The sequence below is a fragment of the Pseudomonas sp. NBRC 111123 genome (assembly GCF_001320205.1).
GTDB lineage: Bacteria > Pseudomonadota > Gammaproteobacteria > Pseudomonadales > Pseudomonadaceae > Aquipseudomonas > Aquipseudomonas putida_J.
Genome location: NZ_BCAZ01000002.1, coordinates 106,785 through 129,900, shown reverse-complemented (window position 1 = coordinate 129,900; position 23,116 = coordinate 106,785). Strand labels below are relative to the sequence as shown.

Below are 23,116 nucleotides of genomic sequence, written 5' to 3'. Positions count from 1 at the left end.
GCAACCATGGCAGCAGAAACCGCTTCGGGCTATATCCAGCACCACTTGCAGAACCTGACCTACGGTCAACTACCAGACGGCAGCTGGGGCTTTGCCCATTCGGCTGCAGAAGCCAAGGCAATGGGCTTCTGGGCGTTCCACCTGGACACCCTGGGTTGGTCCGTCGCGCTGGGTCTGATCTTCCTGTTCATCTTCCGCATGGCGGCCAAGAAGGCGACTTCCGGCCAACCAAGCGGCCTGCAGAACTTCGTAGAAGTGCTGGTGGACTTCGTCAACGGCAGCGTGAAGGACTCCTTCCACGGCCGTAGCCCGGTGATCGCTCCGCTGGCGCTGACCATCTTCGTCTGGGTGTTCCTGATGAACGCCATCGACCTGGTACCGGTCGACTGGATTCCTCAGCTGGCCATCCTGATCTCCGGTGACCCGCACATTCCGTTCCGCGCCGTGTCGACCACCGACCCGAACGCGACCCTGGCCATGGCCTTCAGCGTATTCGCCCTGATCATCTTCTACAGCATCAAGGTCAAGGGCCTGGGCGGCTTCATCGGTGAGCTCACCCTGCACCCGTTCGGCAGCAAGAACATCTTCGTGCAGATCCTGCTGATCCCGGTGAACTTCCTGCTGGAGTTCGTCACCCTGATCGCCAAGCCGATCTCGCTGGCACTGCGTCTGTTCGGCAACATGTACGCCGGCGAGCTGGTGTTCATCCTGATCGCCGTGATGTTCGGCGCCGGCATCCTCTGGCTGAGTGGCCTGGGTATCGTGCTGCAGTGGGCGTGGGCTGTGTTCCACATCCTGATCATCACGCTGCAAGCTTTCATCTTCATGATGCTGACCATCGTCTACCTGTCGATGGCTCATGAAGATAACCATTAAGACCGCCTGGCGTGTCTTGTAGCCTTCCCCGCTCGTTTGGGGGGAGGGCTTTAAAAGTCCGCAAGGGCAGCTGTACCAAACGATTTGTTTTACCGCTTCAACTTAAAAACCTAACCAATACGACGTAAAAGTCGGGAGGAAAGATGGAAACTGTAGTTGGTCTGACCGCTATCGCTGTTGCTCTGCTGATCGGCCTGGGTGCTCTGGGTACCGCCATTGGTTTCGGCCTGCTGGGCGGCAAGTTCCTGGAAGGCGCTGCTCGTCAGCCTGAGATGGTTCCGATGCTGCAGGTCAAAATGTTCATCGTTGCCGGTCTGCTCGACGCCGTAACCATGATCGGTGTTGGTATCGCTCTGTTCTTCACCTTCGCGAATCCGTTCGTTGGTCAGATCGCCGGCTAATCACTCGTTCCACGAGTTGATGGCTGTGATGAATTAAGACCGAGCGAGGTGTTGGCGTGAACATTAATGCAACCCTGATTGGCCAATCCGTTGCCTTCCTGATTTTTGTACTCTTCTGCATGAAGTACGTATGGCCTCCGGTCATCACTGCTCTGCAAGAGCGTCAAAAGAAGATTGCCGACGGCTTGGACGCTGCCAACCGCGCAGCTCGCGACCTGGAGCTGGCCCAAGAGAAAGTGGGTCAGCAACTGCGTGAAGCTAAAGCACAGGCAGCCGAAATCATTGAGCAAAGCAAGAAACGCGCTGCTCAGCTTGTCGAGGAAGCCCGTGATCAGGCCCGCGTCGAAGCTGACCGTGTGAAGGCTCAGGCTCTGGCCGAGATCGAACAGGAACTGAACAGCGCTAAAGACGCCCTGCGTGCCCAAGTGGGTGCTCTGGCCGTTGGCGGTGCTGAAAAGATCCTTGGCGCCACAATCGATCAAAACGCGCATGCGGAGCTGGTTAACAAACTGGCCGCTGAAATTTAAGCGAGGGCGATCATGGCAGAACTGACCACGTTGGCCCGACCTTACGCTAAGGCTGCCTTTGAGCATGCCCAGGCCCATCAGCAACTGGCCAATTGGTCAGCCATGCTCGGCCTGGCTGCTGCGGTGTCGCAAGACGACACCATGCAGCGCCTGCTCAAGGCCCCGCGACTGACGAGCGCAGAAAAGGCCGCCACGTTCATTGACGTGTGCGGTGACAAGTTCAATGCACAGGCACAGAATTTCATTCATGTTGCCGCGGAAAACGACCGTCTCCTGCTTCTGCCGGAGATTGCCGCCCTGTTCGACCTGTACAAGGCCGAGCAAGAGAAATCCGTGGACGTGGAAGTCACCAGTGCTTTTGCGTTGAACCAAGAACAGCAAGACAAACTCGCCAAGGTTCTCAGTGCACGGTTAGGCCAGGAAGTGCGCCTGCACGCGTCGGAGGATGCCAGCCTGATTGGCGGCGTCGTCATCCGCGCAGGTGACCTGGTAATCGATGGCTCTGTTCGCGGCAAAATCGCGAAACTGGCCGAAGCATTGAAATCTTGAGTTTGAAGGGGCAGCAGAGCAATGCAGCAACTCAATCCTTCCGAAATTAGTGAAATCATCAAGGGCCGCATCGACAACCTCGATGTGAGCTCCCAAGCCCGTAACGAAGGTACCGTTGTTTCGGTATCCGACGGTATCGTGCGGATCCACGGTCTGGCCGACGTCATGTACGGCGAAATGATCGAGTTCCCTGGCGGCGTCTACGGCATGGCACTGAACCTGGAGCAAGACTCCGTAGGTGCAGTGATCCTGGGTGCCTATGACACCCTCGCCGAAGGCATGAGCGCCAAGTGCACCGGCCGCATCCTGGAAGTTCCGGTTGGTAAGGAACTGCTGGGTCGCGTCGTTGACGCACTGGGCAACCCGATCGACGGCAAAGGTCCTCTGGGCAACACTCAGACCGACGCGGTCGAGAAAGTAGCTCCAGGCGTGATCTGGCGTAAGTCGGTAGACCAGCCTGTACAGACTGGCTACAAGTCCGTCGACGCCATGATCCCTGTCGGCCGTGGCCAGCGTGAGCTGATCATCGGTGACCGTCAGATCGGCAAGACCGCCATGGCCATCGACGCCATCATCAACCAGAAAGACTCCGGTATTTTCTGCGTTTATGTTGCTGTCGGCCAGAAGCGTTCCACCGTTGCCAACATCGTTCGCAAGCTGGAAGAAAACGGCGCCCTGGCCAACACCATCGTGGTTGTTGCCAGTGCTTCGGAATCCGCCGCACTGCAGTTCCTGGCTCCTTACGCCGGCTGCACCATGGGCGAGTTCTTCCGTGACCGCGGTGAAGACGCCCTGATCGTTTACGATGACCTGTCCAAGCAGGCCGTTGCCTACCGTCAGATCTCCCTGCTGCTGCGTCGTCCACCAGGACGTGAAGCGTACCCAGGTGACGTGTTCTATCTCCACTCCCGTCTGCTGGAGCGCGCATCGCGCGTTTCGGAAGAGTACGTAGAGAAGTTCACCAACGGCGCAGTCACTGGTAAGACCGGTTCCCTGACCGCCCTGCCGATCATCGAAACCCAGGCTGGCGACGTTTCCGCGTTCGTTCCGACCAACGTGATTTCCATCACCGACGGTCAGATCTTCCTGGAATCGGCCATGTTCAACTCGGGCATCCGCCCTGCAGTGAACGCCGGTGTTTCGGTATCCCGCGTAGGTGGTGCCGCTCAGACCAAGATCATCAAGAAGCTGTCCGGTGGTATTCGTACCGCGCTGGCTCAGTACCGTGAACTGGCTGCATTCGCCCAGTTCGCTTCCGATCTGGACGAAGCGACCCGCAAGCAGCTGGAGCATGGTCAGCGCGTTACCGAGCTGATGAAGCAGAAGCAGTACGCGCCAATGTCCATCGCGGACATGGCCCTGTCGCTGTACGCCGCTGAGCGTGGTTTCCTGACTGACGTAGAAGTCTCCAAGATCGGCAGCTTCGAGCAAGCACTGATCGCCTTCTTCAACCGTGATCACGCTGAACTGATGGCGAAGATCAACGTGAAGGGTGACTTCAACGACGAAATCGACGCAGGCCTGAAAGCCGGTATCGAGAAGTTCAAGGCCACCCAGACCTGGTAAGCCGCAGCGGGGGCTCAGGCCCCCGCTTGCTAACCTGATAGGTGATACATGGCAGGCGCAAAAGAGATTCGCAGTAAGATTGCGAGCATCAAAAGCACGCAAAAAATTACCAGCGCCATGGAGAAAGTGGCGGTCAGCAAGATGCGCAGGGCACAACTGCGCATGGCTGCTAGCCGTCCTTACGCGGAGCGTATCCGCCAGGTGATCGGTCATCTGGCCAACGCCAACCCGGAATACCGCCACCCGTTCATGATCGAGCGCCCTGTAAAGCGCGCCGGTTATATCGTGGTGAGCAGTGACCGTGGTCTGTGCGGTGGCTTGAACACCAACCTGTTCAAGGCCCTGGTCAAGGACATGAACGAAAACCGCGAACAGGGCGTGGAAATCGACCTGTGCGTGATCGGCAGCAAGGGTGCGACTTTCTTCCGCATCTTTGGCGGCAACGTCGTAGCCGCGATCAGCCACCTGGGCGAAGAGCCATCGATCAACGATCTGATCGGCTCCGTCAAAGTGATGCTGGACGCCTACCTGGACGGCCGTATCGATCGCCTTTCGGTGGTTTCGAACAAGTTCATCAACACCATGACCCAAAAACCGACGGTCGAGCAATTGGTACCGTTGGTGGCAACCCCGGATCAGGATCTCAAGCATCACTGGGATTACCTGTACGAACCCGACGCAAAAGAGCTGCTGGACGGCTTGATGGTGCGTTACGTGGAGTCGCAGGTATACCAGGCGGTGGTCGAGAACAACGCTGCTGAACAAGCAGCCCGGATGATCGCCATGAAGAACGCCACAGACAACGCCGGTGATTTGATCAAAGAGCTTCAGCTGATCTACAACAAGGCGCGTCAGGCTGCGATCACCCAGGAGATCTCGGAAATCGTCGGCGGCGCTGCCGCGGTTTAACGGTTCAAAAATTCAGAGGATCCAGCTATGAGTAGCGGACGTATCGTTCAAATCATCGGCGCCGTCATCGACGTGGAATTCCCACGTGACGTCGTGCCGAGTGTATACAACGCGCTGAAAGTACAAGGCGCGGAAACCACCCTCGAAGTTCAGCAGCAGCTGGGCGACGGCGTGGTTCGTACCATTGCGATGGGCTCCACCGAAGGTCTGAAGCGCGGTCTGGATGTCGTCGACACCGGTGCTGCCATTTCCGTTCCAGTTGGTAAGGCCACTCTGGGCCGTATCATGGACGTTCTGGGCAACCCAATCGACGAAGCCGGCCCGATCGGTGAAGAAGAGCGTCGCGGTATCCACCAGCCAGCGCCTTCGTTCGCTGACCAGGCAGGCGGCAACGACCTGCTGGAAACCGGCATCAAGGTTATCGACCTGGTTTGCCCGTTCGCCAAGGGTGGTAAGGTTGGTCTGTTCGGTGGTGCCGGTGTCGGCAAGACCGTTAACATGATGGAACTGATCCGTAACATCGCCATGGAACACAGCGGTTATTCCGTGTTCGCTGGTGTGGGTGAGCGTACTCGTGAGGGTAACGACTTCTACCACGAGATGAAGGACTCCAACGTTCTCGACAAGGTAGCGCTGGTCTACGGTCAGATGAACGAGCCACCAGGAAACCGTCTGCGCGTAGCGCTGACCGGCCTGACCATGGCTGAGAAGTTCCGTGACGAAGGTAACGACGTTCTGCTGTTCGTCGACAACATCTATCGTTACACCCTGGCCGGTACCGAAGTATCCGCACTGCTGGGCCGTATGCCTTCGGCAGTAGGTTACCAGCCGACCCTGGCTGAAGAGATGGGCGTTCTGCAAGAGCGTATCACCTCCACCAAGGAAGGTTCGATCACCTCCGTTCAGGCCGTATACGTACCTGCGGACGACTTGACCGACCCGTCGCCAGCGACCACCTTCGCCCACTTGGACGCCACCGTCGTTCTGTCCCGTGACATCGCCTCCCTGGGTATCTACCCAGCGGTTGACCCACTGGACTCGACTTCGCGCCAGCTGGACCCGAACGTGATCGGCAACGAGCACTACGACACCGCTCGTGGCGTTCAGTATGTTCTGCAGCGCTACAAAGAGCTGAAGGACATCATCGCGATCCTGGGTATGGACGAACTGTCCGAAGACGACAAGCAACTGGTAGCCCGCGCTCGTAAGATCCAGCGCTTCCTGTCGCAGCCGTTCTTCGTGGCCGAAGTCTTCACCGGTTCGCCAGGCAAGTACGTTTCCCTGAAAGACACCATCGCTGGCTTCAGCGGCATCCTCAAAGGTGACTACGACCACCTGCCAGAACAAGCGTTCTACATGGTCGGCAGCATCGACGAAGCGATCGAGAAAGCCAAGAAACTGTAATCCCGGCGCCCCGCAAGGGGCGCTAATCAGGTTGAGGCAAGCAGATGGCTATGACAGTCCATTGCGATATCGTCAGCGCGGAAGGAGAAATCTTCTCCGGCCTGGTCGAGATGGTAGTAGCGCACGGCAACCTGGGCGATCTTGGTATCGCTCCAGGCCACGCCCCGCTGATCACCAATCTCAAGCCTGGTCCGATCACGCTGACCAAGCAAGGTGGCGATCGTGAGGTGTTCTACATCTCCGGTGGCTTCCTCGAAGTGCAGCCGAACATGGTCAAGGTTCTTGCCGACACCGTGCAGCGCGCTGCCGACCTGGACGAAGCTCAGGCTCAGGAAGCCCTCAAGGCTGCTGAGAACGCCCTGAACGCGAAAAGCTCGGACTTCGACTACGGTGCTGCTGCCGCACGTCTGGCCGAGGCTGCAGCTCAGCTGCGTACCGTCCAGCAAATGCGCAAAGGCAAGTAATCCGGTTCAGGCCGCATACTTCCGTTGCGATTGAGTTAAAGGGTAGCCTCGGCTACCCTTTTTCTTTTTCCGAATTCTTCTCAGGTCTCGTCTCTGACCGCCCAGGATTGGTAGCCAGTCAATGTCCCTCGATATCGTTATTCTCGCCGCTGGTCAAGGTACCCGCATGCGTTCGGCGCTGCCCAAGGTGCTGCACCCGGTAGCCGGTAATTCCATGCTCGGCCACGTTATCCACAGCGCGCGGCAGCTTCAGCCACAAGGCATTCACGTGGTCATCGGCCACGGTGCCGACCAGGTACGTGAGCGCTTGGCAGCCGACGACCTTAATTTCGTCATGCAGGACAAGCAGCTGGGCACGGGCCATGCCGTTGCGCAAGCATTGCCGGCGATCACTGCCGACACGGTATTGGTGCTTTATGGCGATGTGCCGCTGATCGAAGTGGAAACCCTGCAGCGCCTGCTGGCCAAGGTCAGCGACAAGCAACTGGGCCTGCTCACCGTGACCCTGCAGGACCCGACCGGCTATGGCCGCATCGTGCGCAATGGCGAAGGCCAGGTGACGGCTATCGTCGAGCACAAGGATGCCAGCGAAGCGCAGAAGGCAATCAACGAAGGCAACACCGGCATCCTGGCCCTGCCAGCCACGCGCCTGGCCGACTGGATGGGCCGCCTGTCGAACAACAATGCCCAGGGTGAGTACTACCTCACTGATGTCATCGCCATGGCCGTGGCCGATGGGCTTGTGGTCGCCACTGAACAACCGCACGACGCGATGGAAGTGCAGGGTGCCAATGACCGTCGCCAGCTGTCGGAACTCGAACGCCACTACCAGCTTCGCGCAGGCCGCAGGCTGATGGCCCAGGGCGTCACCCTGCGCGACCCGGCGCGCTTCGATGTACGTGGCGAAGTGACCGTTGGTCGCGATGTGCTGATCGATATCAACGTGATTCTCGAAGGCAAGGTGGTCATCGAGGACGACGTGCAGATCGGCCCGAACTGCGTGATCAAGGACAGCACCCTGCGCAAGGGCGCAATCATCAAGGCCAACACCCACCTCGACGGCGCAGTAATGGGGGAGGGCAGCGATGCTGGCCCGTTCGCCCGCTTGCGCCCAGGCAGCGTGCTTGAGGCCAAGGCCCATGTGGGTAACTTCGTCGAACTGAAAAACGCCCACCTGGGTGAAGGCGCCAAGGCCGGCCACCTGACCTACCTGGGCGACGCCGAGATCGGTGCACGTACCAACATCGGCGCCGGTACCATCACCTGCAACTACGATGGCGCCAATAAGTTCAAGACCGTGATGGGTGAGGACGTATTCATCGGCTCCAACAATTCGCTGGTAGCGCCTGTGGAAATCGAGGCCGGCGCCACTACGGCGGCCGGTTCGACCATCAATCAGACCGTCGGAGCAGGTGAGCTGGCCGTGGCGCGTGCGCGCCAGCGCAATATTTCTGGCTGGAAGCGGCCAGAGAAGATCAAGAAAAGCTGAGTTATACACAGCTGAATCAATCGAAAGCCGACTTATGTGTATAAGTCGGCTTTTTTTATGTCTGCAATAACCCTTGTGGGAGCGGGCGCGCCCGCGAAGCAGGCAACGCGGTGGATGGCACGGGCTGCGCCCGTGTGTGCGGGCAAGCCCGCTCCCATAGCGATGTTTTTTGTCAGCAGCATTTATCCACACCTTGACGAAACCGCCATCTTAGGTTTTGATTGCAACCATTATCTTTCGAATCGAAACTTAGCTAACCATGTCGAAACGAAACACCCCCCAGCGCCGCCACAACATCCTGGCTCTGCTCAGTGAGCAAGGCGAGGTGAGCGTCGACGCCCTGGCCAAGCGTTTCGAAACTTCGGAAGTGACCATTCGCAAGGATCTTGCTGCACTGGAGGCCAACGGCCTGCTGTTGCGCCGTTACGGGGGGGCGGTACCCGTTCCGCAGGAAATGCTCAGTGAGCCCGCGCAACCGGTCTCTGCCTACAAGAAGGCTATCGCCCGGGCAGCGGTTGGGCGTATTCGCGAGCACGCGCGGATCATCATCGACAGCGGCAGCACTACCGCCGCCATGATTCCGGAACTGGGCCGCCAGCCCGGTCTGGTAGTGATGACCAATTCGTTGAATGTGGCCCGCGCCATCAGTGAAGTCGAGCACGAACCGGTGCTGCTGATGACTGGTGGCACCTGGGACCCTCATTCGGAATCGTTCCAGGGCCAGGTCGCTGAGCAGGTACTGCGCTCTTATGATTTCGACCAGCTGTTCATCGGTGCCGATGGCATCGACCTGCAGCGCGGCACCACTACGTTCAATGAGCTGCTTGGCCTGAGCCGAGTGATGGCCGACGTAGCCCGAGAAGTGATCGTGATGGTCGAGTCCGACAAGGTCGGGCGCAAGATCCCCAATCTGGAGCTGCCTTGGGGCAGCGTGCACACCCTTATTACAGATGAACGCTTGCCCGTAGCGGCACGCGAACAGATTCAAGCCCGCGGCATTAACCTGATCTGCGCCGCGATCAGCCAGGAGCAATAACCATGTGTGGAATCGTTGGTGCCGTAGCCGAGCGCAACATCACTGCCATTCTCATCGAAGGCCTCAAGCGTCTTGAGTATCGCGGGTACGACAGTGCCGGCCTGGCCGTCTACACCCAGCAGGGCGAACTGCAGCGCCGCCGCCGCATCGGCAAGGTTGCCGAGCTGGAAGCTGCGGTGGCCGCCGAGCCGCTTAACGGCCAGCTGGGCATCGCCCACACTCGTTGGGCTACCCACGGTGCGCCGACCGAAGGTAACGCCCACCCGCATTTTTCCAGCAACGAAGTGGGAGTGGTGCACAATGGCATCATTGAAAACCACGACGAACTGCGTGAAGAGCTGAAAGGTCTGGGGTACGTGTTTACCTCGCAGACTGACACTGAAGTCATCGTGCACCTGATCCATCACACGCTGAAAACTGTCCCGGACCTCGCTGATGCGTTGAAGTCCGCAGTCAAGCGCCTGCACGGTGCCTACGGCCTGGCGTTGATCAGCGTGCAGCAGCCTGACCGCCTGGTAGCTGCGCGCAGCGGCAGCCCGCTGGTGATCGGCCTGGGCCATGGGGAAAACTTCCTCGCCTCGGACCAACTGGCGCTGCGCCAGGTCACCGACCGGTTCATGTATCTGGAGGAGGGTGATATCGCCGAGATTCGCCGCGACCAGGTGAAGATCTGGGATCAGGCCGGCCAGCCGGTGCAGCGTGAAACCGTGCAGTACCACGAAGGTGCCGAGGCCGCTGACAAGGGTACCTATCGCCACTTCATGCTCAAGGAGATCCATGAGCAGCCGACCGTGGTCCAGCGCACGCTGGAAGGCCGCTTGGGCAAGGACCACGTGATGGTCCAGGCTTTCGGCCCGCAGGCAGCCGAGCTGTTCGCCAAAGTACGTAACGTGCAGATCGTCGCCTGCGGCACCAGCTACCACGCCGGCATGGTTGCCCGTTACTGGCTGGAAAGCCTGGCCGGCATTCCTTGCCAGGTTGAAGTGGCCAGCGAGTTCCGTTATCGCAAGGTAGTGGTGCAACCAGACACCCTGTTCGTCTCGATCTCCCAGTCCGGCGAAACCGCCGACACCCTGGCTGCCCTGCGCAACGCCAAGGAACTGGGCTTCCTCGGTAGCCTGGCCATCTGCAACGTCGGCATCAGCTCGCTGGTACGCGAGTCCGACCTGACCCTGCTGACCCTGGCCGGCCCGGAAATCGGTGTGGCATCGACCAAAGCCTTCACCACTCAGCTGGTCTCGCTGATGCTGTTGACCCTGGCTCTGGGCCAAGTGCGCGGCACCCTCGAAGCTGGCGTCGAAGCCGGGTTGGTGGAAGAGCTGCGCCGCCTGCCTGCGCGCCTGGGCGAGGCTCTGGCCATGGACAGCACCGTGGAGAAAACTGCCGAGCTGTTCGCCGACAAGCACCACACCCTGTTCCTTGGCCGTGGTGCACAGTACCCAGTGGCCATGGAAGGAGCGCTGAAGCTCAAGGAAATCTCCTACATCCACGCCGAAGCCTACCCGGCTGGTGAGCTCAAGCACGGCCCGTTGGCGCTTGTGGATAACGACATGCCCGTGGTCACCGTGGCGCCGAACAACGAACTGCTGGAGAAGCTCAAGTCCAACCTGCAGGAAGTGCGCGCCCGCGGCGGTGAGCTGGTGGTGTTCGCCGATGAGAATGCCGGCATGAGCAACGGCGAAGGCACCCACGTGATCAAGGTGCCGCACATCGTCGACGAACTGGCGCCGATCCTTTACACCATTCCGCTGCAGCTGCTGTCGTATTACGTGGCAGTGCTCAAGGGGACTGACGTTGACCAGCCGCGTAACCTGGCGAAGTCGGTGACTGTGGAGTAAGCGTTTTTCTGTTGAAACAGGGAAAGCCCCGGCTCAATGCCGGGGCTTTTTCATTTGTGCGATCAGCATGGCTTCAAGCTGCTTTCAGCACGGTCCGCACTTTGATGTTGGCCAGCAGCGCATCCACGCTCAGTGCCCCCCCGCCGAACGCTGCAATCTGCAACAGGCCACCCGCAATCGAGATGTTCTTGAAGAAGTTGATGAACTGCCCCTGGTCCGCCAGGTTGTTGTGGAAGGCGAAGGCTGCCATCACGGTGAACAGCGCCATGACCACCGCGACGATGCGGGTTTGAAAGCCGATGATCAGCAGTGCTGCAAGGCCGAGTTCAACACCCAGTGCGGCCAGGTAGCTCAGTACCGGGAAGGGCAGGCCGCTCGATTCGATATAGGCAATGGTGCCCTCAGGCGAAGTCAGCTTGCTGAAGCCGCTGAGCAGGAAGAGCACGGCCAGCAACACACGACCGACGACTGCAGTTGTACCTTTGAAAGTGTTCATCTTTTAGCTCCTGATACTTGAGTTCGAGTGGCTCACCGCGCTGTGCCCGGTGGCGTTGTCTGCGGTATGGGGCCATTCTGAAGCGCAACATCAGTCAAGACAATTAGGGTGATAAGTGAATAATTGTTCCGTAAATTGGGACAATTGGATCAGCCCTTTTTGCGCTTACTAGGGCGCATCCACTGCTCGGGAAAACGGAGCACGGGCCTCATTGATCTCATCAGCGCATCAATTAATGAAAAATGAACGATTATCCCAAGCGACGCTTTCGACGATCATGCTGGAAATAAGCACTTACAATTATTAAGAAACGCTGGAGATCCACCATGAGTCTGCCATCAAGCTCGGCGCCCGAGGGCAAGTCCAAGGCCGGAATGGTCTTCCGGGTAACGTCCGGAAACTTCCTCGAACAGTTCGACTTCTTCCTGTTCGGCTTCTATGCCACGCACATCGCGGGGGCCTTCTTCCCTGCCTCCAATGAATTCGCCTCGTTGATGATGACCTTCGCCGTGTTCGGTGCAGGCTTCCTCATGCGCCCGCTGGGTGCGGTGATCCTGGGTGCCTACATTGATGACGTGGGCCGGCGCAAAGGGCTGATCGTCACCCTGGCGATCATGGCCAGCGGTACCTTGCTGATCGTGCTGGTGCCCGGCTACGCCAGCATCGGGCTATTGGCCCCGGCGCTGGTGCTGATCGGGCGCTTGCTGCAAGGGTTCTCGGCCGGTGCCGAGTTGGGTGGCGTGTCGGTATATCTGGCGGAAATGGCAACGCCCGGACACAAGGGCTTCTATGCCAGCTGGCAGTCCGCCAGCCAGCAGGTGGCGATCGTCGTCGCCGCAGCGCTGGGCTTTGCTCTGAATGAATGGTTGACTGCCGCCGAAATCGCCCAATGGGGCTGGCGTGTGCCATTTGCTGTGGGCTGCATGATCATCCCGGTGATCTTCCTGCTGCGGCGCAGCCTGCAGGAGACCGAGGAGTTCGCCGCTCGCGAGCATCGTCCGACCATGAAACAGGTGTTGGCCACCCTTGCCGCGAACTCCGCAGTGGTGCTGTTCGGCATGCTGATGGTGGCCATGACCACCACCGCCTTCTACATGATCACGGTGTATGCACCGACCTTCGGCAAGACCGTACTGCAACTGAGCACCGGCGATGCGCTGCTGGTGACCTTGTTGACCGCGGTGTCGAACTTCATCTGGCTGCCTATCGGCGGCGCTCTCAGCGACCGCCTCGGGCGCAAGCCGCTGCTGCTGGCCATGTCGCTGCTGACCTTGATCACCGCTTACCCGGCGCTGACCTATCTGGCTCAATCGCCTACCTTTGGCCACATGCTGGAAGTGCTGCTGTGGTTCTCGTTCCTGTACGGCATGTACAACGGTGCGATGATCCCGGCGCTGACTGAAATCATGCCGGTGGAAGTCCGTGTGGCAGGTTTCTCCCTGGCCTATAGCCTGGCGACCGCCTTGTTCGGGGGTTTCACCCCGGCCATCTCGACCTGGATGATCCACGTCACCAACGACAAGGCCGCTCCGGCCTACTGGATGATGTTCGCCGCGCTCTGTGCATTCGTGGCCACCTGGATGTTCTACCGTCGCGTGGCCCACCGCGCAGTGGTGGCCGCATGAAGGCTTCGTTGAAAGTATTATTGGCCGCTACCTTGCTCGCTGGTTGCAGCCTTGCCCAGGCTGCCGAACTGACGGTTATGACTTCGGGCGGTTTCACTGCCGCTTATAAACAGTTGGGGCCGCAGTTTGCGGCTCAGAGCGGCGATACGCTGGTCACCGTGCTGGGCCCCTCCATGGGCAAGGCACCTGAGGCGATACCCAACCGCCTGGCTCGGGGCGAGCATGCCGATGTGGTGATCATGGTCGGCTATGCGCTGGACGAGCTGATTCGTCAGGGCAAGGTCGACCCGGAATCGCGGGTCGAACTGGCAGACTCGCGTATCGGGCTGGTGGTCAAGGAAGGGCAGGCCAAGCCCGCAATCGGCACTGCTGACGAATTGAAGCAGACTTTGCTGGCGGCCCGGTCGGTGGCCTACTCGGACAGCGCCAGCGGTGTATACATCGAGAAGGAGCTGTACAAGAAGCTGGGTATCCAGGACCAGCTCGTCGGCAAGAGCACCATGGTAGAGCGCATTCCGGTGGCCTCGCAGGTTGCCAAGGGCACCTATCAGCTTGGCTTCCAGCAGGTGGCCGAGCTGCTGCCAGTGCCGGGTGTCACATACGTTGGCAAGATTCCGGAGAGCCTGCAGTCGGTGACCCGTTTTGCCGCCGGCATCCCGAAAACCGCCGAGCACCCGGCCGAGGCGAAGCAGTTGCTGAAGTACCTCGCTTCGCCCGACGTGCAGCCTGCCGTGCGTGCCACCGGGCTGGATTCAGTCGCCCGGTAATACACCGGGCAGTTCCCGAATCAACCTGACCATCTCAAGCGCCGCAGGCGTCAGCGTGCGGCCGCGGCGCTTGAGCAGGCCCATCTTGCGGCTGACCTCAGGTTCCACCAGTGCAACGCTGGCGAGGATCGGATGCGGTGTCATCGGCAGCGCGATCGAGGGCACCGCCGCAATGCCGAGGCCCGCTTCTATCAGGCCAAGCAGGGTGGTTACATGCCTGGCTTCGCAAACACTCTCCTTGCTGACCGGCATCCCGGCCAACGCCCTATCCAATACCAGACGGTTGCCTGACGATTTGCCCAGGCTGATGTAGTCATGTTCGTAGGCTTGTGCCCAGGTTACCTCGTCCAGCTTGGCCAGCGGATGGTCCTGGCGGCAGGCAATGACGTAGCGCTCCTCTAGCAAGTCGCTGAATTCGATTTCTGGTGCGAGGTTGCCTGTGAAACTCAGGCCGAAGTCCGCTTCGCCAGAGGCCACGGCGGCACTGACTTCGTTGGCGGAGGCGTCGTACAGGTTGATCCGGACTTTCGGGTACTGCGCATGGAAGGCACGGATTGCATGGGGCATGAAGTAATAGGCGGCAGATGGCACGCAGGCGATGGTCAGGGTACCGGTGCGCAGCGAGCCACCATCGCCGACGCTGAGCAGCGCCAGGTCCAGGTCGTCCAGCAGCCGCTCGACCTGGGGCAGGAACGCACGCCCGACATTGGTCAGCGACACTTTGCGCGTGGTGCGTTCGAGCAGCTTCACGCCCAGTGCCGACTCAAGTTTTTCGATACGCCGGCTCAGCGCCGACTGGGTGATGCGAATGGTGTCGGCGGCGCGGCGGAAACTGCCTTGCTCGACGACGGCGCGGAAGGCTTGCAGGTCATTAAGATCGAAGTTGATGCTCAACCGGTGGCTCCGCTGGTTTGATCGAAAGCGTGCATCAATGGTATTTCGAAAAAACCGGCGGAGCCAGAAGGTCAGATCTGCATGGCCATGCCGTGCACGTTCATCGCTGCCTGGCGCAAGGCTTCGGATCGGGTTGGGTGCGGGTGGCAGATCAAGGCGATGTCTTCAGCCGAGGCGGCGAACTCCATGGCCACGCAGAACTCGCCGATCATCTCGCTGACACTCGGGCCAACCAGGTGCACGCCGAGCACCTCATCGGTGTTGGCATCGGCAATGACCTTGGCGAAGCCTTCGGTCTCGTGGTTGATCTTGGCGCGGCTGTTGGCGGTGAAGGGGAACTTGCCAACCTTGTAGGCGCGGCCTTCGGCCTTCAGTTGCTCTTCGGTCTTGCCGACGGTAGCCAGTTCCGGGCGGGTGTAGATCACGCCGGGGATCAGGTTGTAGTTCACTTCATGCGGCTTGCCGGCGATGCGTTCGATGCAGGCAACCGCTTCGTCCTCAGCCTTGTGCGCCAGCATCGGACCGGAGGTGACGTCGCCGATCACCCACACGCCGGGGACCGAAGTGCGATGGTGCTCGTTGCTCAGCATGCCGCGCTTGTCAGTTTCCAGGCCCACGCTTTCCAAGTTCAGGCCCTTGGTATAGGGGCGGCGACCGATGGCGACCAGCACGTAGTCTGCCTGCAGGGTTTCTGCGGCGCCGCCTGCGGCCGGCTCGAGCGTCAGGCTGACACCGTCGGTTTCAGTCTTAGCCTGGGTCACCTTGCTGCCGAGCTTGAATGCCATGCCTTGCTTGGCCAAGGCTTTTTGCAGGGTCTTGGCAGTTTCTTCATCGGTGCCTGGGCAGATGCGGTCGAGGTACTCGATGACGGTGACCTGTGCACCCAGCCGACGCCATACCGAGCCCAGCTCGAGGCCGATGACACCCGCCCCGATCACCACCAGGTGCTTGGGCACCTGTGGCAGTGCCAAGGCACCAGTGGAATCGATGATGCGCTGATTGTCGATGGTCACGCCGGGCAGGGGAGTGGGCTCGGAACCGGTGGCGATGACGATGTCCTTGGCCTGCAGCGCGGTCTCGCTGCCATCTTCAGCCTTTACGATGACCTTGCCGACGCCATCCAGGCGGCCCCAACCTTTTACCCAGTCGACCTTGTTCTTGCGGAACAGGTACTCGATGCCTTTGGTCAGGCCGGTCACGCTCTCGTCCTTCTGTTTCATCATCTGGGCGAGGTTGAGCGTCGGCTTCACTTCGATGCCGAGGTGGGCGAACTCCTCGCCGCGGGCGGCTTCATAAAGCTCGGAGGCGTGCAGCAACGCTTTGGACGGCATGCAACCAACGTTCAGGCAGGTGCCGCCGAGGGTCGAGCGGCCTTCCACGCAGGCCACGCTCAGGCCAAGCTGGCCGGCGCGGATCGCTGCGTTGTAGCCGCCAGGGCCGCCGCCGATGATCACCACGTCATAGGATTTCATGGGTTTTGTACTCCAGATGAGGAAGCGCGAGAGGGGCATAAGGTTAAGCTGAGAAGGGCAGATTGTATACAATCTGATGCTTTGATCAGATCGGTTGGTTCTAGACCTTGGTCTCGTTTAGAGGAAACATCCCACCAATGAACTACTCTGTTCCGGCGACGTTCGAAATATCAGGCGTCGTCGCCTTATAGGGATAGGAGGAGTGTTCATGCTTGCTCAACTTCCACCGGCACTGCAAAGCCTGCATCTGCCGCTGCGGCTTAAACTGTGGGACGGTAACCAGTTCGATCTGGGCCCAAGCCCGCAGGTCACCATTCTGGTCAAGGAGCCACAGCTGATAAGCCAGCTGACTCACCCAAGCATGGACCAGCTTGGTACTGCATTCGTGGAGGGCAAGCTGGAACTGGAAGGTGATATCGGTGAAGCCATCCGCGTATGCGACGAGCTCAGCGAAGCGTTGCTGACCGACGAGGAGGATGCCCCGCCCCCGCGTCTGTCCCATGACAAGAGCACAGACGCCAAAGCCATTTCCTACCACTACGATGTCTCCAACGAGTTCTATCAACTCTGGCTCGACCAGGACATGGCCTATTCCTGTGCCTACTTCCGTGAGCCGGACAACACCCTGGATCAAGCTCAACAGGACAAGTTCGATCACTTGTGCCGCAAGCTGCGCCTGGATGCGGGTGATTACCTGCTCGATGTGGGCTGTGGCTGGGGTGGGTTGTCGCGGTTCGCTGCGCGCGAATATGGCGCCAAGGTATTCGGCATCACCCTGAGCAAGGAGCAGCTCAAGCTCGGGCGCGCGCGGGTCAAGGCAGAGGGCCTGGCTGACAAGGTCGACCTGCAGATTCTCGACTACCGCGACCTGCCTCAGGATGGCCGCTTCGACAAGGTCGTCAGCGTCGGCATGTTCGAACACGTCGGCCACGCCAACCTGCCGCTGTATTGCCAGAAATTGTTTGGCGCAGTGCGCGAAGGTGGCGTGGTCATGAACCACGGGATTACTGCCAAGCATGTCGATGGCCGACCGGTCGGGCGCGGGGCAGGTGAGTTCATCGACCGTTACGTGTTCCCCCATGGTGAGCTGCCGCACCTGTCGATGATCAGCGCGAGCATCTGTGAGGCGGGTCTGGAGGTGGTAGACGTCGAGAGCCTGCGCCTGCACTACGCCAAGACGCTGCATCACTGGAGCGAGAACCTGGAGAACCAGTTGCACAAGGCGGCGGCGGTGGTGCCGGAAAAGACCCTGCGAATCTGGCGCTTGTACCTGGCCGGTTGTGCCTATGCGTTCCAGAAGGGCTGGATCAACCTGCATCAGATCCTGGCGGTGAAGCCATATGCCGATGGGCATCATGATCTGCCGTGGACGCGGGAAGACCTTTACCGTTGAGCGTTCTGCGAAGGACAAAGGGGCCGCAAAAGCGGCCCCTTTGTCATTCAAAGAATGGGGGAAATCAGCCGTGCTATACGCATCCCCAGTTGCTGAACACGGTGGGTATCGCGGCTATCCTCGGCGGTGATCTCGCGGGCCTGCTCGAAGTCGTCCAGCAACATAGCCTCCACTTGGTCGGCGAACAGGCGATCCACCGTCAGCAAGGTAATCTCGAAATTGAGCCGGAACGAGCGGTTGTCCAGGTTCGCGCTGCCGATGGCACTGACCTCGTCATCCACCAGCACCACCTTCTGGTGCAGGAAGCCGGGCTGGTAGCGGAACATGCGCACCCCCGCCCGAACCGCCTCGAAAGCAAACAGGCTTGAGGCTGCATAGACAATCCTGTGATCGGGACGAGATGGGATCAGCACACGTACATCCACCCCGCGCAGCACAGCCAGGCGCAAGGCGGCGAACACCGCTTCATCCGGAATGAAGTAAGGGCTGGTGATCCATACCCGCCTGGTCGCCGACTGGATGGCTTCGATGAAGAACAGCGAACAGGTTTCCTGCGGGTCTGCCGGGCCACTGGCAAGGGCTTGGCAAAGTACGCCATTGTCGGGGTAGGTGTCCGGCAGGATCAAAGGCGGCAGCTGGCGCGTGGCCCAGTACCAGTCTTCGGCGAATGACTCTTGCAGGCAGGCCAGTACCGGCCCGCCGATCTGCACGTGGGTATCGCGCCAGGGTGACAGAAGTGGATTCTTGCCAAGGTACTCGTCACCCACGTTGTGCCCGCCGATGAAGCCCAGCAAGCCATCGACCACGACGATCTTGCGGTGGTTGCGGAAGTTGACCTGGAAGCGATTGAACCACCCGCGGCGGGTGGCAAAGGCGTGGATCTGCACTCCACCATCACGCAGCACCTGGCTGTAGCTGGCGGGCAAGGCGTGGCTGCCAACCCGGTCATACAGCACGAAGACTTTCACCCCCTCGGCGGCCTTGCGCAGTAGCAGTTGCTGAAGGGCCTTGCCAAGGTGGTCGTCATGGATGATGAAGAACTGCACCAGCACGGCTTCGCGTGCCTGCTCGATAGCGGCGAAGATCGCGTCAAAGGTGGCTTTGCCATTGATCAGCAGCTTCACTTGGTTATTGGCCAGGCAAGGCATTCGTCCGAGTTTCGGCATGGCACGCAAGGCGGCGTAGCTTTCCGACTCTCTGGCGGTAAGGGCTTCCTCTACCCAGGGCCGCCAGTTGAGGTTGGCCATGGCCACGTGCATCTCCTGGTTGGCCTGGCGTCGGGCCTGGATGTAGGCGTAGAAGGAGCGCGCACCAAAAACCAGGTAGGGAATCAGCGTGAAGTAAGGGATGAAGAACAGCGACATGGCCCAGGCGATTGCGCCTTGAGCGGTACGCACGGTGAACACTGCATGCAACGCGGCGATCATGCCAAGCAAGTGAATCAGGCCGAGCACGTAGCCGAAGAAGTAGGGGCTGTGGTAATCCATACGCATCCTGCTTGCCGAATACACAGCGGATAACAGAACACGTTCCAGGTCCGCCTTGCAACCTGAAAGCGGATTTGGCGTCTAAGGCTGAGCCCGGCCAGTTGGCCGGCTTTTCGAGGAGCGTCCGTTCATGAAGATTCGTCTGCCACTGTTGGCTCTGGCCTTGGGCCTGAGCAGCCCACTGGTGCACGCGCAGATGTTGCAACCAGGCCTGTGGGAGCTGACTACCAGCAACATGCAGGTCGATGGCAAGCCGTTACCTGATATGCAGTTCATGCTTGGGCAGTTGAAGAACCTGCCGCCGGAACAGCGGGCCATGATGGAAGGAGTGTTGGCCAAGCAGGGCGTTACCATCGGCGGCAACGGCGTGCGGTCGTGCCTGACGCCTGAACAGGTGCAGACCAATGACATTCCATTGCAGGATCCTAAGTCCGGCTGTACGCAGAAGATCACCGACCGCACTGGCAATGTCTGGAAATTTCAATTCAGCTGCCCGAAAGCCCAGGGTACCGGCCAGGCGACTTTCCTCAGCGACAAGGAATTCACCACTCAGGTCAACGGCACTTTCAATGCCTCAGGCGTTCAGCAGCAAGGCAGCATGAACACCCGGGCCGTATGGCTTGGCAACGACTGTGGAACAGTCAAACCCCGGACCTGACTTTCACCACTGCCACTGGCTACAGGCTACAGCATCGTGGGCATGCAGGCTTTCTGCATGTTCCACGCGTAGCTTGAAAGCGCTCGCCCACTCCAATCGTCGTAGCGACTCATGCAGTCGTCGAGCGGCGTCTTCACAGAACATCAGGTTTTGCCCGTTGGCCAAAGCGAACGCCTGTTCGTCCGCACGTTTTACGGCGGTCTGCACGGCCGTACCCAGGCTGTCCTCAATCCGGTCGATCAGTTCGGTAATCGGTATAGCCGCCAGGTTGTTCTGCAGGCGCACGTTGATCTGCGCCTGGCTGCGCTGGCTGTGGGGGGTTGCGACGATGCCTTGACTGCTGCCCAACCATTCCAGCACCGCACTGCGCTCCAACTGCTGCTCTGCGAAATCGGTCTCGAATTGCTGTTGAATCAGTTGCCTGGCCAGCGCTGCCGAGCAGGGGCAGGTTGAGGAATAGGGCACGCTAACTGAAAGTTCCACGTGGAACATTTCATTTTCGATCTTGGCTTCGAGGGTAATCGGGTAGCGCTTCCAGCCGGCGAGTGGGCTGATCAACGCGGATCGTTTGAGCAGGTGATCGAAAGCCAGGTTGAGATAGGCTGCATTGGAAAGCCCCTCGTGGCTGGCGAGAAAGTCTGCCAGCAGACGGCGGATGGCCAACGGCGTCAAAGGTTGTTGTTCAAGCGATTCCAGCGCGAGGTAAAGGCGAGACATGTGAATGCCCCGCGCAGTGCCATCCATCAAGCTGACACCGGCATCGGCCATGGCCGATACATGACCGCCGTCGAGCTGGATGGGCAAGGCGATACCGCACATGCCGACCCAATCAAGCGGGGCAGTGTGCTCTTGCGGCTGTGTGGCAATGTCCGGAAGCGTCGTCAGGATAGTCATGCGGGATACCAGGCAATAGGGTCAGCGACATCCGCCGACCAGGCTGCAATGCAAATTGAAGCGCTGGCCGCTGGAGCTGGAAACGCGATTCAGGGTGGTCCAACCCACACGGCGGCTGTAGCCGAACCAGGCTTCACCATCGCTGGCCAACCCCGTGAAAAACGTCAGCGTGCCGTAGCGGCTGTTGGTCTGCGACCAAAGCCGGCGTGTCGTCGTGTCGAAGCCGCGCAAGTAGAAATGGCTGCCTTCTGTGCGCACGCTGTAGTAACTGCCGTTGCCGTCCTGGCAGGCGAGTAGCGTTGCACTGCGGGTGCACAGTGCCAGCGAGTTGCTTTGCGCCAGTGCCAAGGCAGGTACAGGCGCGAGAAGCAGCAGCAACAGGGCAGCAGGTGACAGGCTCATTTCCATCTCCGAAGCACGCATCCGACGAGTACGACTTGGCGAAATTGTATTGTTACTTTATAACATTATGCAATGCATCGTTTCGAGTGCGTCCGCCTGAAGAGGTTTCACCATGTCCAATCGCCTCCCTGTCACCGTGCTTTCCGGCTTCCTGGGGGCCGGAAAGAGCACCTTGCTTAACCATGTGCTGCGAAATCGCGACAACCTTCGGGTCGCGGTGATCGTCAACGACATGAGTGAAATCAACATCGATGCCAGTGAAGTGCAGCGCAACGTCAGCCTCAACCGTGCCGAGGAAAAACTGGTCGAAATGAGCAACGGCTGCATCTGCTGCACCCTGCGTGAAGACCTGCTGGAGGAAGTCGCGCGGCTCGCCGAGGAAGGCCGCTTCGACTATTTGTTGATCGAGTCCACCGGCATCTCGGAGCCGCTGCCCGTCGCCGAGACCTTCACCTTCCGCGATGAGCAAGGCCGTAGCCTGTCCGACATGGCGCGCCTGGACACCATGGTCACCGTGGTCGATGGCTTGAACTTCCTGCGCGATTATCAGGAAGCCGATAGCCTGGCCAGCCGTGGCGAGACGTTGGGTGAAGAAGATGAGCGATCCATCAGCGACCTGTTGATCGAACAGGTCGAGTTCGCCGATGTGCTGTTGCTGAGCAAGATCGACCTGATCAGCCAGCACGAGCGTGAAGAACTTACCGCCATTCTGCGCAGCCTCAACGCCCGCGCGCAGATTGTGCCGATGGTCATGGGCCAGGTGCCGCTGGCGCGGATTCTCGACACCGGGCTGTTCGACTTCGACCAGGCTGCGCAGGCGCCGGGCTGGCTGCAGGAATTGCGCGGCGAGCACATCCCGGAAACCGAGGAGTACGGCATTGCGGCGACCACCTGGGAAGCCCGCCGGCCCCTGCATCCACAACGCTTCTTCGACTTTATCCACAACTCCTGGAGTAATGGTCGGCTTCTACGCTCCAAGGGCTTTTTCTGGCTGGCCAGCAAATTCCAGGAAGCCGGCAGCTGGTCGCAGGCCGGTGGCATGATGCGCCATGGCCTGGCCGGGCGCTGGTGGCGTTTTGTGCCACGTGAGCATTGGCCGCAAGATGAGCAGAGCATTGCGGACATCCTCAAGCATTGGCATGCCGAAACGGGTGACTGCCGGCAGGAGCTGGTGTTCATCGGGCAGAACATCGATTTCACGCAGTTATCCACAGACCTGGATGCCTGCCTGCTGAAGGATGAGGAAATGGCGCTCGGCCCGATGGCCTGGCTACGTTTGCCGGATCCGTTCGGCCCCTGGCATGGCGAGGAAGCAGCATGAACCCGGCGCTGCGGCCTGTGGATATTCGCCAGGCCTTTGGGGAGGCACCCAAGGTACTCACCGAGATCTTCCAGGATGGCGTGAACCTCGCCGTCTGGCAGCGCCGTTTGCCAGCACAGGTTGAAGACTTTGCTAGCTTGGCGGTCAGCCTTGGCCAGTCTCTGGCTGACCAGCGTGTGCTTGATGTGAACGAGCACGAGCCACCGCAATTGCCTGGCTTGCTGCAGGAGGCTGCCGACCTGCAGGGTTACGAGGGCTTTGTCGCCGATGTGAAATGGCTGGTCTCGGCTTATACCTGCTTGCTCGGCGCACGGCGGGTGGGGTTGCGGCTACGGGTGCTGCAAGGCGCCATGTGCCCGCGCTTTCATGTGGATAACGTGCCCTTGCGTCTGCTGACCACCTACGTCGGACCTGGTAGCGAATGGCTGGAAGAAGGCGTAGTTGAGCGGGTCGGCTTGCATCTGGCGGCGGCGCCTGTGGATAACATCCGCAGCCTGAAACCAGGTGAGGTGGCTGTTCTGAAAGGGGAAAAATGGTTGGGCAATGAAGGGGCGGGACTTATCCACCGCTCACCTGCCAGTGAACAGCGGCGTCTGTTGCTCAGCCTTGACTGGCTGGCATGACGGGGCATAGTGGGGGGAACTCCGC

The 23,116-nt window shown here is 59.9% G+C and carries 23 protein-coding genes; 17 read left to right on the top strand and 6 right to left on the bottom strand.

The features are described 5' to 3' along the window. Nucleotides 1–6 precede the first annotated feature (6 nt). The 11 genes from atpB to glmS all read left to right on the top strand — a co-directional run bounded on the left by atpB (nt 7) and on the right by glmS (nt 11,059). On the top strand, nt 7–876 hold the full coding sequence (gene atpB, locus APH27_RS01810) for a F0F1 ATP synthase subunit A (RefSeq protein WP_027917107.1): 870 nt from the start codon (nt 7–9) through the stop codon (nt 874–876). A gap of 143 nt (nt 877–1,019) precedes the next feature. Then, the gene (gene atpE / locus APH27_RS01805) at nt 1,020–1,277 is read left to right on the top strand and encodes a F0F1 ATP synthase subunit C (protein WP_003097235.1); all 258 of its coding nucleotides are present in this window, start codon (nt 1,020–1,022) and stop codon (nt 1,275–1,277) included. Between the two features lie 56 nt (nt 1,278–1,333). Next, a complete protein-coding gene (locus APH27_RS01800) occupies nt 1,334–1,804 on the top strand; it encodes a F0F1 ATP synthase subunit B (protein WP_027917106.1) in 471 nt (156 codons plus the stop codon). Nucleotides 1,805–1,816: 12 nt separating this feature from the next. After that, on the top strand, nt 1,817–2,353 hold the full coding sequence (locus tag APH27_RS01795) for a F0F1 ATP synthase subunit delta (protein WP_003253191.1): 537 nt from the start codon (nt 1,817–1,819) through the stop codon (nt 2,351–2,353). A 21-nt stretch (nt 2,354–2,374) separates the two neighbouring features. Next, the gene (gene atpA / locus APH27_RS01790) at nt 2,375–3,919 is read left to right on the top strand and encodes a F0F1 ATP synthase subunit alpha (protein ID WP_012274911.1); all 1,545 of its coding nucleotides are present in this window, start codon (nt 2,375–2,377) and stop codon (nt 3,917–3,919) included. Between the two features lie 48 nt (nt 3,920–3,967). Beyond that, the gene (atpG, locus tag APH27_RS01785) at nt 3,968–4,828 is read left to right on the top strand and encodes a F0F1 ATP synthase subunit gamma (RefSeq protein WP_012274910.1); all 861 of its coding nucleotides are present in this window, start codon (nt 3,968–3,970) and stop codon (nt 4,826–4,828) included. A gap of 27 nt (nt 4,829–4,855) precedes the next feature. After that, nucleotides 4,856–6,232 carry a F0F1 ATP synthase subunit beta gene (gene atpD, locus APH27_RS01780; RefSeq protein WP_012274909.1) on the top strand — a complete coding sequence of 459 codons (1,377 nt, stop codon included), beginning with the start codon at nt 4,856–4,858 and terminating at the stop codon, nt 6,230–6,232. Nucleotides 6,233–6,276: 44 nt separating this feature from the next. Beyond that, entirely contained in the window at nt 6,277–6,696 is a 420-nt protein-coding gene (locus tag APH27_RS01775) for a F0F1 ATP synthase subunit epsilon (RefSeq protein ID WP_033695933.1), read from the top strand. Between the two features lie 121 nt (nt 6,697–6,817). After that, the gene (glmU, locus tag APH27_RS01770) at nt 6,818–8,185 is read left to right on the top strand and encodes a bifunctional UDP-N-acetylglucosamine diphosphorylase/glucosamine-1-phosphate N-acetyltransferase GlmU (protein ID WP_027917104.1); all 1,368 of its coding nucleotides are present in this window, start codon (nt 6,818–6,820) and stop codon (nt 8,183–8,185) included. A gap of 259 nt (nt 8,186–8,444) precedes the next feature. Continuing rightward, nucleotides 8,445–9,221 carry a DeoR/GlpR family DNA-binding transcription regulator gene (locus APH27_RS01765; protein WP_060483827.1) on the top strand — a complete coding sequence of 259 codons (777 nt, stop codon included), beginning with the start codon at nt 8,445–8,447 and terminating at the stop codon, nt 9,219–9,221. Nucleotides 9,222–9,223: 2 nt separating this feature from the next. Then, nucleotides 9,224–11,059: a glutamine--fructose-6-phosphate transaminase (isomerizing) gene (gene glmS / locus APH27_RS01760; protein WP_060483826.1), complete on the top strand. Its 1,836-nt coding sequence runs from the start codon at nt 9,224–9,226 to the stop codon at nt 11,057–11,059. A gap of 73 nt (nt 11,060–11,132) precedes the next feature. Here glmS and APH27_RS01755 read toward each other — a convergent pair whose 3' ends face one another. Further along, complete coding sequence (locus APH27_RS01755; protein ID WP_060483825.1) at nt 11,133–11,555, bottom strand: DoxX family protein; 423 nt, start codon at nt 11,553–11,555, stop codon at nt 11,133–11,135. Between the two features lie 326 nt (nt 11,556–11,881). Here APH27_RS01755 and APH27_RS01750 point away from each other — a divergent pair, with 326 nt between their 5' ends. After that, complete coding sequence (locus APH27_RS01750) at nt 11,882–13,180, top strand: MFS transporter (protein WP_060483824.1); 1,299 nt, start codon at nt 11,882–11,884, stop codon at nt 13,178–13,180. Beyond that, nucleotides 13,177–13,947: a substrate-binding domain-containing protein gene (locus APH27_RS01745; RefSeq protein ID WP_027917099.1), complete on the top strand. Its 771-nt coding sequence runs from the start codon at nt 13,177–13,179 to the stop codon at nt 13,945–13,947. Before APH27_RS01750 ends, APH27_RS01745 begins: the two co-directional genes overlap by 4 nt. Here APH27_RS01745 and APH27_RS01740 read toward each other — a convergent pair. After that, nucleotides 13,933–14,841: a LysR family transcriptional regulator gene (locus APH27_RS01740; RefSeq protein ID WP_027917098.1), complete on the bottom strand. Its 909-nt coding sequence runs from the start codon at nt 14,839–14,841 to the stop codon at nt 13,933–13,935. The two genes, APH27_RS01745 and APH27_RS01740, sit on opposite strands and share 15 nt — an antisense overlap. 71 nt (nt 14,842–14,912) lie before the next feature. Then, a complete protein-coding gene (lpdA, locus tag APH27_RS01735; RefSeq protein ID WP_027917097.1) occupies nt 14,913–16,313 on the bottom strand; it encodes a dihydrolipoyl dehydrogenase in 1,401 nt (466 codons plus the stop codon). Nucleotides 16,314–16,521: 208 nt separating this feature from the next. Between lpdA and cfaB the strand changes: the two genes are divergently transcribed. Continuing rightward, nucleotides 16,522–17,706, top strand: a complete 1,185-nt coding sequence (gene cfaB, locus APH27_RS01730) for a C17 cyclopropane fatty acid synthase CfaB (RefSeq protein WP_060483823.1) — start codon at nt 16,522–16,524, stop codon at nt 17,704–17,706. Nucleotides 17,707–17,753: 47 nt separating this feature from the next. Here cfaB and cls read toward each other — a convergent pair whose 3' ends face one another. Further along, entirely contained in the window at nt 17,754–19,193 is a 1,440-nt protein-coding gene (gene cls / locus APH27_RS01725) for a cardiolipin synthase (protein ID WP_027917095.1), read from the bottom strand. A gap of 130 nt (nt 19,194–19,323) precedes the next feature. Here cls and APH27_RS01720 point away from each other — a divergent pair, with 130 nt between their 5' ends. Next, entirely contained in the window at nt 19,324–19,851 is a 528-nt protein-coding gene (locus APH27_RS01720; RefSeq protein ID WP_060483822.1) for a DUF3617 domain-containing protein, read from the top strand. Nucleotides 19,852–19,854: 3 nt separating this feature from the next. On the opposite strand, the gene folE2 is transcribed toward APH27_RS01720, so the two are convergent. Both folE2 and APH27_RS01710 read right to left on the bottom strand, forming a co-directional pair. Continuing rightward, on the bottom strand, nt 19,855–20,745 hold the full coding sequence (gene folE2 / locus APH27_RS01715) for a GTP cyclohydrolase FolE2 (protein WP_027917093.1): 891 nt from the start codon (nt 20,743–20,745) through the stop codon (nt 19,855–19,857). Nucleotides 20,746–20,766: 21 nt separating this feature from the next. After that, the gene (locus APH27_RS01710) at nt 20,767–21,147 is read right to left on the bottom strand and encodes a hypothetical protein (RefSeq protein WP_060483821.1); all 381 of its coding nucleotides are present in this window, start codon (nt 21,145–21,147) and stop codon (nt 20,767–20,769) included. A gap of 112 nt (nt 21,148–21,259) precedes the next feature. Here APH27_RS01710 and zigA point away from each other — a divergent pair, with 112 nt between their 5' ends. Beyond that, nucleotides 21,260–22,468 (top strand): zinc metallochaperone GTPase ZigA, encoded by a 1,209-nt coding sequence (gene zigA / locus APH27_RS01705; RefSeq protein ID WP_027917091.1) that lies wholly within the window; start codon nt 21,260–21,262, stop codon nt 22,466–22,468. Further along, the gene (locus APH27_RS01700; protein WP_060483820.1) at nt 22,465–23,091 is read left to right on the top strand and encodes a DUF1826 domain-containing protein; all 627 of its coding nucleotides are present in this window, start codon (nt 22,465–22,467) and stop codon (nt 23,089–23,091) included. Before zigA ends, APH27_RS01700 begins: the two co-directional genes overlap by 4 nt. Nucleotides 23,092–23,116 lie beyond the last annotated feature (25 nt).

Bases quoted from the DNA above. Each gene is read 5' to 3' on its own strand.
- atpB (WP_027917107.1), top strand. From the start codon at position 7: ATGGCAGCAGAAACCGCTTCGGGCTATATCCAGCACCACTTGCAGAAC.
- atpE (WP_003097235.1), top strand. From the start codon at position 1,020: ATGGAAACTGTAGTTGGTCTGACCGCTATCGCTGTTGCTCTGCTGATC.
- APH27_RS01795 (WP_003253191.1), top strand. From the start codon at position 1,817: ATGGCAGAACTGACCACGTTGGCCCGACCTTACGCTAAGGCTGCCTTT.
- atpA (WP_012274911.1), top strand. From the start codon at position 2,375: ATGCAGCAACTCAATCCTTCCGAAATTAGTGAAATCATCAAGGGCCGC.
- atpG (WP_012274910.1), top strand. From the start codon at position 3,968: ATGGCAGGCGCAAAAGAGATTCGCAGTAAGATTGCGAGCATCAAAAGC.
- atpD (WP_012274909.1), top strand. From the start codon at position 4,856: ATGAGTAGCGGACGTATCGTTCAAATCATCGGCGCCGTCATCGACGTG.
- APH27_RS01775 (WP_033695933.1), top strand. From the start codon at position 6,277: ATGGCTATGACAGTCCATTGCGATATCGTCAGCGCGGAAGGAGAAATC.
- glmU (WP_027917104.1), top strand. From the start codon at position 6,818: ATGTCCCTCGATATCGTTATTCTCGCCGCTGGTCAAGGTACCCGCATG.
- APH27_RS01765 (WP_060483827.1), top strand. From the start codon at position 8,445: ATGTCGAAACGAAACACCCCCCAGCGCCGCCACAACATCCTGGCTCTG.
- glmS (WP_060483826.1), top strand. From the start codon at position 9,224: ATGTGTGGAATCGTTGGTGCCGTAGCCGAGCGCAACATCACTGCCATT.
- APH27_RS01755 (WP_060483825.1), bottom strand. From the start codon at position 11,555: ATGAACACTTTCAAAGGTACAACTGCAGTCGTCGGTCGTGTGTTGCTG.
- APH27_RS01750 (WP_060483824.1), top strand. From the start codon at position 11,882: ATGAGTCTGCCATCAAGCTCGGCGCCCGAGGGCAAGTCCAAGGCCGGA.
- APH27_RS01745 (WP_027917099.1), top strand. From the start codon at position 13,177: ATGAAGGCTTCGTTGAAAGTATTATTGGCCGCTACCTTGCTCGCTGGT.
- lpdA (WP_027917097.1), bottom strand. From the start codon at position 16,313: ATGAAATCCTATGACGTGGTGATCATCGGCGGCGGCCCTGGCGGCTAC.
- cfaB (WP_060483823.1), top strand. From the start codon at position 16,522: ATGCTTGCTCAACTTCCACCGGCACTGCAAAGCCTGCATCTGCCGCTG.
- cls (WP_027917095.1), bottom strand. From the start codon at position 19,193: ATGGATTACCACAGCCCCTACTTCTTCGGCTACGTGCTCGGCCTGATT.
- APH27_RS01720 (WP_060483822.1), top strand. From the start codon at position 19,324: ATGAAGATTCGTCTGCCACTGTTGGCTCTGGCCTTGGGCCTGAGCAGC.
- folE2 (WP_027917093.1), bottom strand. From the start codon at position 20,745: ATGACTATCCTGACGACGCTTCCGGACATTGCCACACAGCCGCAAGAG.
- APH27_RS01710 (WP_060483821.1), bottom strand. From the start codon at position 21,147: ATGAGCCTGTCACCTGCTGCCCTGTTGCTGCTGCTTCTCGCGCCTGTA.
- zigA (WP_027917091.1), top strand. From the start codon at position 21,260: ATGTCCAATCGCCTCCCTGTCACCGTGCTTTCCGGCTTCCTGGGGGCC.
- APH27_RS01700 (WP_060483820.1), top strand. From the start codon at position 22,465: ATGAACCCGGCGCTGCGGCCTGTGGATATTCGCCAGGCCTTTGGGGAG.